We start from the raw sequence: 9084 nt of genomic DNA on the forward strand, positions 1-9084 counted from the left end.
TCACCGCTGGGGGCTCCGATGGTCTCTTCTGAGGGAGCGTGTGCCGCGTATTATCGTTATGATGGGGCCACGAGCCGTCGCTGATGTAAGTACTGAATTATGAACTACCGAAAAGTCTCTGACACTTATGCAAAACAAAACTGAAAACGCACCTGTAGCCTGGCAGATGAACTGTCCCGTTTCCCTACCGGCCAACGCCGACTGCGTGACTCTCGCGCATGGAGAAGGGGGGCGACTTTCACGAAAACTGGTTCAGGAACGCATTGTTCGTGTTTTGAAAAATGAATATCTGGTGGCCCTGAATGATGCGGCTCAACTTCCGGAAATTCGGGGACCAGTGGCTCTGACGACGGATAGCTTTGTGGTCTCGCCATTGTTTTTTCCGGGGGGCGATATTGGCTCGCTGGCGGTCTTTGGTACGGTTAATGATCTAGCGGTCAGCGGAGCGAAGCCGCTCTGGCTTACGCTGTCGCTGATCATGGAAGAAGGATTGCCGCTGGTGATTCTGGACCGCATTCTAGAAAGTATCGCGAAGGCTGCGGAAGCAACGAATGTCAAGATTGTCGCCGGCGATACGAAAGTGGTTCCCCGCGGTGCTGCGGATGGACTTTTTATTAATACTGCGGGGGTTGGTGAACTCATCTCGCCGATTCCTCCCGGCCCGGCGACTTTACAGGAACAGGACGAACTGATCGTCAGCGGTCCCATTGGTCGTCACGGGATTGCGGTGTTAGCAGTACGTGAAGAACTGGGCCTGGAGCCACAACCTCGAAGCGACTGCGGTTCTTTACTCCGGCCTGTGCAATGCTTACGCAATGAAATGGGTGATCAGATTCGCTGTTTGCGTGATGCGACCCGCGGCGGAGTGGCTGCTGTGTTACATGAATGGGCGGAAGCCTGTGAATTGACTCTCAGCATCGACGAACGCAGCATTCCCGTTTCACCGGATGTACGGGGGGTGTGCGAATTGTTAGGGCTCGATGCTCTGCATGTTGCGAACGAAGGGACTATGGTCATCGCCGTGAAACAAGGGGCCGCCGCCGCTGCTCTTAAGGTATTACATTCTCTTCCCGAAACGGCGGGCGCGCTATTGATCGGGACGGTCACTCCAAGGGGGATCGCTCCGGTGACAGTGCGTCGAACACTGGGTCCCGAACAGCCGCTGGATGATCCTTTAGGAAGTCCGCTTCCGCGAATCTGCTGATTCCCGATATCAATTATCGCCAGTGCTTGAAGGGAACGAAGTTGAATCGAGAATTTGAGGCTTCAACTACGGTCGATCGTAAATCTGAGGTTCATAATCTGAGTTGTGTCACGTAACATTCGCTCATGTTTACTGTTGTGAACGAGTTCTTTGTAATAGGTTTCCATTGCTTCGAGGATGTCACTTCGACTGACAATGCCGAGCAGCACTCCATCTTCTACTACTGGGAGATGGCGAACGTTGTGGCTCGTGAAAATGGAAACGATCGCAAAAAGTTCCGTGTCGGGGGTGATACAAATCGGGTGCGAAGACATAATGGTTTTGGCGCATTGAGCGGGACTGGAATTGCCGAAAAATATTTCATTTGAAAGAGCGTGCAGGCAGTCGCGTTCAGAAATGAAGCCCACCAGAAAATGTTTTTCGTTTCGGATTTCTACGACAGGGGCATTTGAGTGATGGTGTTTGAGCAAAAATCGAACGACTTCAGAAAGTGACATCTCTGGTGTGACTACTTCAACGTAGCTGGTCATGAAATATTTGGCATGCGGAGAAGGTTTTAGTTCATTCATGGCTTTGAGCTTACTGTTATGAAGGTGTTTTTCAGATCGTATTTTAAACAATGATGAGTGATTTTATTTTTCATCTTTAAGGGCTTCGAATCCGGTGACGACGTCGAGTAATTCTTCTGTAATTGATGCCTGTCTTTGCTGGTTAAATTCTGACTGCAGGTTGACCAGACGTTCTTTAATATTTCGTTCTGCGGCCTGCATGGAGGCAATGCGACTGGCGTTTTCACCAGCCAGCGATTCGGCGCAGGCTCTAAATAAAGAGACGAACAGATACTGCCGTATCAGGCGAGACAGCAGGGTATTACGATTCATTGTAAACGCAGGCAGCGTTCGCGATGGCCAGTTTCTTTGTTTTTGACGGAAAAAGCGTTCCGGGGCGATCGGCAGTAATTGCAGTGCATGCGGTTTGTATGTCGAAGCAGAAACTCGCTGATTATAGAAAATAAAGATTCTCCCCAATCGTCTCTTGCTTCGCCATTCATCGATGCTGGCCAGGATCCCTGTGACCAGTTGTGCAATTCCCGTAGCCGATCCCGGGAGTGAAAAATCAAAATCGATTTCTACTTTTGCATCCTGTAGTTTCCCCATGATACGAGAGCCGATGACCAGCCAGGACAATTTATCGTCATTCGAAGTATTCCGGGGAAAATATTCCAACGCGTAGGAACCAATTTGCTCATTAAACTGCCCGCACATCCCCTGGTCGGTTCCAAAAATAATGATGCCCGTCGTACCATCGGCCTGCAACTCCGGAAGAATTAATCCCGGTTGAATATCCCAGAGCACCATTTTGAGGCCCTGCTCGACTGTTTCTGAAAAATCTTCCAGTGAATCCACAGCCTGTTCATACTGTCGGATACTGACGGCTGCGAGCGTTTTCATTGTGCGTACGACAGATCCCAGATCTCTGGTGCTCTCGATGCTCCGTTTTAATGCTTCAAACTGTGCCATCTGTTTTTTCTGATATCAGAAATATTACTGATTGAGAGTATGAATACGATTCTCAGCCGATTTAATAATTGCCCGTTGAATTTCTTCGGAAAGTTTTTCACCTTCGAGAATTTGTTCACTCAAGTCGGGAAATTCATTAAGCAGTGTTTTTTGTACAACTTCTTCTGCTTTTCTAATTTGGTTGATCTCTGTTTTGTCAAAAACACCCGCCGTCATGGCCAATAATACGGCAATTTGTTCGGGCACTGATAGTGGCTGGTATTGGTGTTGTTTGAATATTTCCCGGACGCGCCGACCTCGTTCCAGCGTGGCAAGTGTTTCTTCATCCAGGCGGCTGCTGAATCGGGAAAATGCTTCGAGTTCTTCAAACTGGGCATACGACAATCGTAAATCACCTGCGACAGCTCGGTAAGCGGGTAATTGCGTTTTTCCCCCGACCCGGGAGACCGATCTGCCAACGTCCACAGCCGGGAGAATTCCTTTCTGAAATAAATGAGGAGAAAGGTAAATCTGGCCGTCGGTAATGGAAATCAGATTGGTCGGAATATAAGCAGCCAGGTTCTGTGCTTCCGTTTCGGCAATTGGTAATGCCGTCAGCGAGCCTCCGCCCAGTGATTCAATCAAATGTGTAGATCGTTCCAGCAACCGGGAGTGTAAAAAAAAGATGTCACCGGGAAAGGCTTCCCGGCCTGGGGGACGCCTCAATAGCAGTGACAATTCTCGATAAGACCGTGCATGTGATGTGAGGTCATCATACACGACCAGTACATCCCGTCCCTGGTCCATAAAATACTCACCCAATGTCGTAGCGGCATAAGGTGCTACGAATTGCAACCCGGGAGGCGCATCACTCTCGGCAACCACAACCGCGGTATATTCGAGTGCACCATGCTTGCGCAAATCGTCGATGACTTTAGCGACTGCCGTATTGCGCTGACCGATGGCACAGTAAATACAGATCATATTCTGATTGCGCTGGTTGAGAATGGTATCAATGGCGATTGCCGTTTTTCCCGTTTGTCGATCGCCGAGAATCAGCTCCCGCTGTCCCCGGCCGATGGGGATTAATGCGTCGATGACTTTCTGCCCGGTTTGCAAGGGAACAGTGACCGGCGAACGGTTTGTAATGGAGGCGGCTTCCCGTTCATAAGGTCTGCGTTCGGCAGCAGAAACGGGGCCATGACCATCCAGGGGACGCCCCACCGGGTCAATCACGCGGCCGATTAATGATTCTCCGACCGGGATATCGAGCAGGCGGTGAGTCCGTCTTACTTCATCGCCGACGGTAAGCTGATCACTGTGGTCGAGTAACACGACTCCCACTTCATCGGCATCCAGGTTTAATGCCAGCCCGAGCACATGATTGGGGAACTGCAGAAGTTCTTCCGATTGCACGTTCGGTAAGCCGTTGACGCGCGCGTTTCCGCGGCCCACATAGGTAACTTTACCAGTTTCAATGAGTCGCGGATTGAAATCATGTTGAGTGAGCACGTTGTCAAACGAATCAAATGTCTGATCGAGAAGTGTTTTAATACTCGGATTGATGTCCATTAACTTACTTTCAATTCTGACTTAGCAGTCTGATTGAAGCGAATTTGAATTTATGCAGTCGTTGGGATGTCGGTTTCTGATTCCAGTGCGATGACTTCATTCAGCGAGCGCACAAATTCTTCTTCTAATTCTTCGAGTGGTTCGTGAATATTCCATGCAATTTTGTATCCTGCCACATGCAGTTCAATGCCACAGATTAACTCGGGTTTCTTTTGAAAATCGATTTCGACATCGGTACCCAGGAAGTTATGCACGAATTTAACGATATTTTCCCGATCCGTCTGCTTGAGTTCAAACGCACTTTCCACCAGCACCCGATGCTGTGTTGATTCGATTAAAGACACCATCTTGTTTTTTTGCTGCTCGTCGATTTGACCAATCTGGTTCAAAAAGACATCAATGGTTTGTTGTTGCAGATCGGCATTCGCCAGCTCTGTCAGCACGCGGCGGCTCATGAGATTGATGTGATCTGCCATACGGAGACGGGCCTCACGGAGGAAAGAGTGTCTTTCCCTGATCAGTGCCCGATACCATTCTGTCTTTTTTTCATCAATTTCTGTTCGTGCCCGTGTGAGATGTTCATCCCGCCAGTGTTGCACTTCCTGACCGGCTTCAGCCAGCAGATCTTCTTTTGCATGAACCAGTTCTTCTGTTTTCTGCCTGTAATTAACCGCTTCAACTTCAGCCTGTTGTTGAAGCGTTAATGCTTTTTCCTGTTCTGTGGCAATTTGTTTTTCCCGTTCCTGCATGGCGTTGACAATCGGCTTGTACAGGAAGTGTGATAACAACCAGACGAGAATCAGAAAGTTTAAAATCTGAGCAGTATAAGTAAACCAGTCAATGGACATTTTTTAATCCTGCATTCTGTTTCAAATTGATTAACCGCCATTTGCCTGAAGAAAGTGATTCCAGAACGGGTTGGCAAAAATGAGAATCATCGAAATTACGAAACAGTAAATCGCCGTTGATTCGACCATCGCCAAACCGACAAACAGTGTGCGAGTGATGGTGCTCGCCTCGTCCGGTTGCTGAGCAATTGCACTCAAAGCCTGTGCGAGAGCCCGTCCTTCCCCCAACGCGGGTGCCATTGATCCCAGGGCGATCGTGATACCTGCCGTAAAAATTGATACTGCTGCAATAATGGTATTTGAATCCATTGAGAATTTCCTCGTTTAATTTTTCTCTGTGTGTGATGGCTCAGGATGATCTCCTGAAACATCGTCTTTTTCACTCGTAACATGTTTGTCTTGTGCCGCTGATGCGATATACACCATTGCCAGGACAGAAAAAATATAGGCCTGAATGATCCCGGTCAGTAATCCAAAAGCCTGCATCAGAACAGGAACAAACAGCGGGACAAAACTGAGCAGGATCGCACCGATTACGGCACCGCTCATGATATTTCCATACAGGCGAACCGCCAGTGCCAACGTTCGCGAGAGTTCACCAATAATATTAAAGGGCAACATAAAGATGGATGGGCTGATATATTGTTTGAGGTATCCCAGGATTCCCTGCTGCGCAATTCCATAAATGGGAACAGCAAAAAATACACAGGTTGCCAGAGCCGCTGTTGTGGAAATGGAACTGGTTGGTGCATAGTAACCTGGCACAATTGCCAGAATATTGGAAACCGCAATGAATAAAAACAGTGTGCCCACGAATGGGAGGTAAGAGCCCGGGTCCTGCTGGCTGACCTCTCGAATCTGACTGCGCAGACCGAAGACGAGAACCTCCAGAAGATTCTGGCCACGTGAAAGTTTCGTGCTGGTACTTAACCGGCGTGTGACCAGCCAAGAAACAATTACCATTAGTCCCATCACAAGCCACGTAAACAGAATGGTCCGGTTGAGAATAATAAATTCCCATTGCCAGAGCGGTTCATCAGGAGAAAGATTCATTAAAGTGATTCCCGTGATCGTGACAGGGAGACATTTTCCATTCTGATCTGACGTGTATAAAGGTGACGCGCAATCATAAATCCTAACAGGCAGCCTGCCATCCTCTGCCATTGGTTGGTTGCTGATAGCCAGATTCCGACAAACCAGAATCCGGAGAGTGCGATCACCGTTCTGCTCAAGGCACTGACCAGAAACAACAGCCAGGGCCAACTGACTTTCTGCAGATTTTTGACCGTCATCCAAAGCCCGCCAAAGAAAATTGCTCCCAGTAACATTCCGACTACCAGGCTAAGGATCAGTTGGGTGATTAAATTAGTATTCATCAGTCGAATTTTCCTTCTTTGTTCAGCCATTTCCAGGCATTGAAGCAGCCCAGAGTCATTCCGCCGATCAGCAGCATCAGGCTCCAGGAGTATTGGCCAGGCCAGCGTCCGTCAATCCACATGCCGATCAAGGCGCCCGCGACAGCCGGAATCGTCACGGACCAGCCAATCAATCCAAACATACCAAGACCAAACCAGATCGTATGATGTTTTTCGCTTTTGGCCTTCAGTTTTCGGATTTCCTGGGAAGCAATGCGTTTTTCGATCTGCGACTGATTATGCAGGTGCAGTTGATGTGGTTCAAAATCGGCATTGGACTCGTGATTATTTTGTTCTGAAGTGTGGTCAGGCATCGGTACCAACTCCCTGCTTCACAAAGTGCCTGAGAATATCTGCTTCCAGTTTAGCAATGGCAGAACGAACAAGTCGTTCCCGATTATTCAAGGCTTCAAATTGTTCTGCGACTTTCTGACGGAGTGTTCCCAGGTCGTCTCCTTGAACTGCATAGATGGTAGAGACACGCACTTCTGATCCCGATTTCGTTAAGATTCCGCCGCCGATACCCAGATAATACTCGCAGTTCTGTTCATCGACAAACGTCAAAATGCCCGGTAGCAAAGCAGAAATAAAGTCAACATGCTTCGGAAGGAGACAGAACGAGCCATTTTCCGCTTCTGCAATGATTTTCATTACAGGCTGATCAATCAAAATTTCAGTGGGTAACAGAACTTTCAGATTCATCGGGGAGTGGCCTTTTCCGCTTCTTCGATTGGCCCAATCATATACAGAGCCCGTTCCGGCACATCATGAAAATCGTCATTTAAAATCCGTTCGCAACCGTGCAATGAGTCCTCCAGAGATACGAATTTTCCCTGGTAGCCGGTAAACTGCTCCGTGCTGAAGAACGGTTGTGTCAGAAATCGTTCCAGACGGCGTGCGCGGTTTACCGTCCGACGATCCTCGCGGGAAAGTTCCTCCAGCCCCAGCATGGCAATAATGTCTTTGAGGTCTTCATAGTTTGCCAGTGTTTCACGTACGGTCTGAGCAACCTGATAGTGCCGTTCTCCCACAATCGGAGGCATCAGCATTTTTGAGCTGGAATTTAATAAATCGATGGCCGGGTAAAGCCCTTCGGAAGCCCGTCTGCGGGAAAGAACAACAGACGTCGAAAGATGTGCGAAAGTGTGAACTGCGGATGGGTCGGTGAAATCATCAGCGGGCACGTAAACGGCCTGTACCGAAGTGATTGATCCATTGGTAGTGGTACAGATCCGTTCTTCCAGTTCAGCCAGATCTGAGGCGAGAGTTGGCTGATATCCTACACGCGAAGGAAGTTCACCCATGAGACCTGACACTTCAGTGCCTGCCTGAATGAATCGGAAGATGTTGTCGATCAGCAACAGCACATTCTGTCGCTGATCATCGCGAAAGTATTCAGCCATGGTCAATGCTGCATGTCCCACACGGTAGCGGGCACCCGGGGGTTCATTCATCTGGCCGAATACCATGACCGTGTTTTCCAGCACCCCGGCCTGCTTCATCTCACGGTATAATTCTTCCGCCTCGCGACAGCGTTCGCCGATTCCACAGAAGAGGCTCACCCCTTTATGTTCACCGACGACATTATGGATCAACTCTGTGATCAACACCGTTTTCCCAACCCCGGCCCCACCAAAGAGCCCTGCTTTACCGCCACGTTCGAGTGGCGAGAGCAGATCGATGGCTTTGATTCCCGTGATGAAAACATCGGATCTCGGAGGGCGTTCTACCAACGCCGGTGATTCATGATGAATCGATCGCCAACTGGCATTCTCAATGGGTTTTCCCAGATCGATTGTCTGACCGAAGACATTGAGCATTCGTCCCAGCAATTGTTGTCCCACGGGGACTCTGAGTGGATGTCCGGTATCAATGACCTGGGAACCGCGCGACAGGCCGCGCGTTGAAGTTAAAGCAATTCCACGGACCGTGTGATCGTTGAGCTGAGTGAGGACTTCGATCACGATTTCCTGATGTTCGCCTGCATGCAACTCGCTTTGGATCGGTGGTAAATTATGAGGAAAAGATGCATCAATGACACTGCCCCGAACCGACAGGACTGCTCCCAGGTTGAGATCATTTGTCAGGACTTTCTGCTGCATTTGGAATGGAACCCTTCCTGAAGTTACCAGGCACTCGCTTGACTCTATGACTTCATGCTAGCAAATCAGAAACTATATGGCTACTTGCCTTTAATGGCGAAATTGATTGATTTGCAGAATGTACGCAAGGGATTAGAAATTTAAAAGTGACTCAATTTCCGGACCAATGCTACGGCTAATGGTTTTCCCCATACCGGAACCGGGATTCACCTCTATGGAAGATCAGTGTCTTCTTGGTACTTATGACACAGGTTTTTCTATAAGAAATGAAGAAGCGACAGGAATCTGTAGATCGTCGTTTAAAGGTTCTATATAATAATAGGTGTTTGTTATACGAGCATGGTTAATTCAAAACGCCACAGATTTGCTGTGGATGTTTGATTGAAAATGCAGCGTGTGGCACATTCAAAATGAAAAGGCAAGGAGCAGAACCATGACGACGCA

The 9084-nt window shown here is 48.7% G+C and carries 12 protein-coding genes; 2 read left to right on the plus strand and 10 right to left on the minus strand.

Annotation, left to right across the window (positions count from 1 at the left end; genetic code table 11):
- Together Q0294_RS08000 and hypE are read left to right on the plus strand one after the other, a co-directional pair.
- Window positions 1-84: hypothetical protein (locus Q0294_RS08000; protein WP_299463067.1), on the plus strand; the 84-nt coding region annotated here is incomplete at its 5' end.
- A 43-nt stretch (window positions 85-127) separates the two neighbouring features.
- On the plus strand, window positions 128-1204 hold the full coding sequence (hypE, locus tag Q0294_RS08005; RefSeq protein WP_299463036.1) for a hydrogenase expression/formation protein HypE: 1077 nt from the start codon (window positions 128-130) through the stop codon (window positions 1202-1204).
- Window positions 1205-1266: 62 nt separating this feature from the next.
- Here the strand turns inward: hypE and Q0294_RS08010 are convergent, their stop codons facing one another.
- From Q0294_RS08010 to atpD, 10 genes are all read right to left on the minus strand, one after another.
- A complete protein-coding gene (locus Q0294_RS08010; RefSeq protein WP_299463038.1) occupies window positions 1267-1773 on the minus strand; it encodes a CBS domain-containing protein in 507 nt (168 codons plus the stop codon).
- A gap of 63 nt (window positions 1774-1836) precedes the next feature.
- Window positions 1837-2724, minus strand: a complete 888-nt coding sequence (locus Q0294_RS08015) for a F0F1 ATP synthase subunit gamma (protein WP_299463041.1) — start codon at window positions 2722-2724, stop codon at window positions 1837-1839.
- 24 nt (window positions 2725-2748) lie between these two features.
- Complete coding sequence (locus Q0294_RS08020) at window positions 2749-4290, minus strand: alternate F1F0 ATPase, F1 subunit alpha (RefSeq protein WP_366917925.1); 1542 nt, start codon at window positions 4288-4290, stop codon at window positions 2749-2751.
- Window positions 4291-4325: 35 nt separating this feature from the next.
- Complete coding sequence (locus Q0294_RS08025) at window positions 4326-5123, minus strand: hypothetical protein (protein WP_299463047.1); 798 nt, start codon at window positions 5121-5123, stop codon at window positions 4326-4328.
- Window positions 5124-5153: 30 nt separating this feature from the next.
- Window positions 5154-5432, minus strand: coding sequence for a F0F1 ATP synthase subunit C (locus Q0294_RS08030; protein ID WP_299463050.1), 279 nt, complete (start codon window positions 5430-5432; stop codon window positions 5154-5156).
- Window positions 5433-5447: 15 nt separating this feature from the next.
- Window positions 5448-6176 (minus strand): F0F1 ATP synthase subunit A, encoded by a 729-nt coding sequence (locus Q0294_RS08035; RefSeq protein ID WP_299463053.1) that lies wholly within the window; start codon window positions 6174-6176, stop codon window positions 5448-5450.
- Window positions 6176-6499 (minus strand): ATP synthase subunit I, encoded by a 324-nt coding sequence (locus Q0294_RS08040; protein ID WP_299463056.1) that lies wholly within the window; start codon window positions 6497-6499, stop codon window positions 6176-6178. The genes Q0294_RS08035 and Q0294_RS08040 overlap by 1 nt, the downstream gene beginning before the upstream one ends.
- Window positions 6499-6852, minus strand: coding sequence for an AtpZ/AtpI family protein (locus tag Q0294_RS08045; protein WP_299463059.1), 354 nt, complete (start codon window positions 6850-6852; stop codon window positions 6499-6501). Before Q0294_RS08045 ends, Q0294_RS08040 begins: the two co-directional genes overlap by 1 nt.
- On the minus strand, window positions 6845-7240 hold the full coding sequence (locus Q0294_RS08050; RefSeq protein ID WP_299463062.1) for a F0F1 ATP synthase subunit epsilon: 396 nt from the start codon (window positions 7238-7240) through the stop codon (window positions 6845-6847). Before Q0294_RS08050 ends, Q0294_RS08045 begins: the two co-directional genes overlap by 8 nt.
- Window positions 7237-8640 carry a F0F1 ATP synthase subunit beta gene (atpD, locus tag Q0294_RS08055; protein ID WP_299463065.1) on the minus strand — a complete coding sequence of 468 codons (1404 nt, stop codon included), beginning with the start codon at window positions 8638-8640 and terminating at the stop codon, window positions 7237-7239. The genes Q0294_RS08050 and atpD overlap by 4 nt, the downstream gene beginning before the upstream one ends.
- Window positions 8641-9084: the final 444 nt, after the last annotated feature.

The sequence above is a fragment of the uncultured Gimesia sp. genome (genome assembly GCF_937919775.1).
In the GTDB taxonomy this organism is placed as follows: domain Bacteria; phylum Planctomycetota; class Planctomycetia; order Planctomycetales; family Planctomycetaceae; genus Gimesia.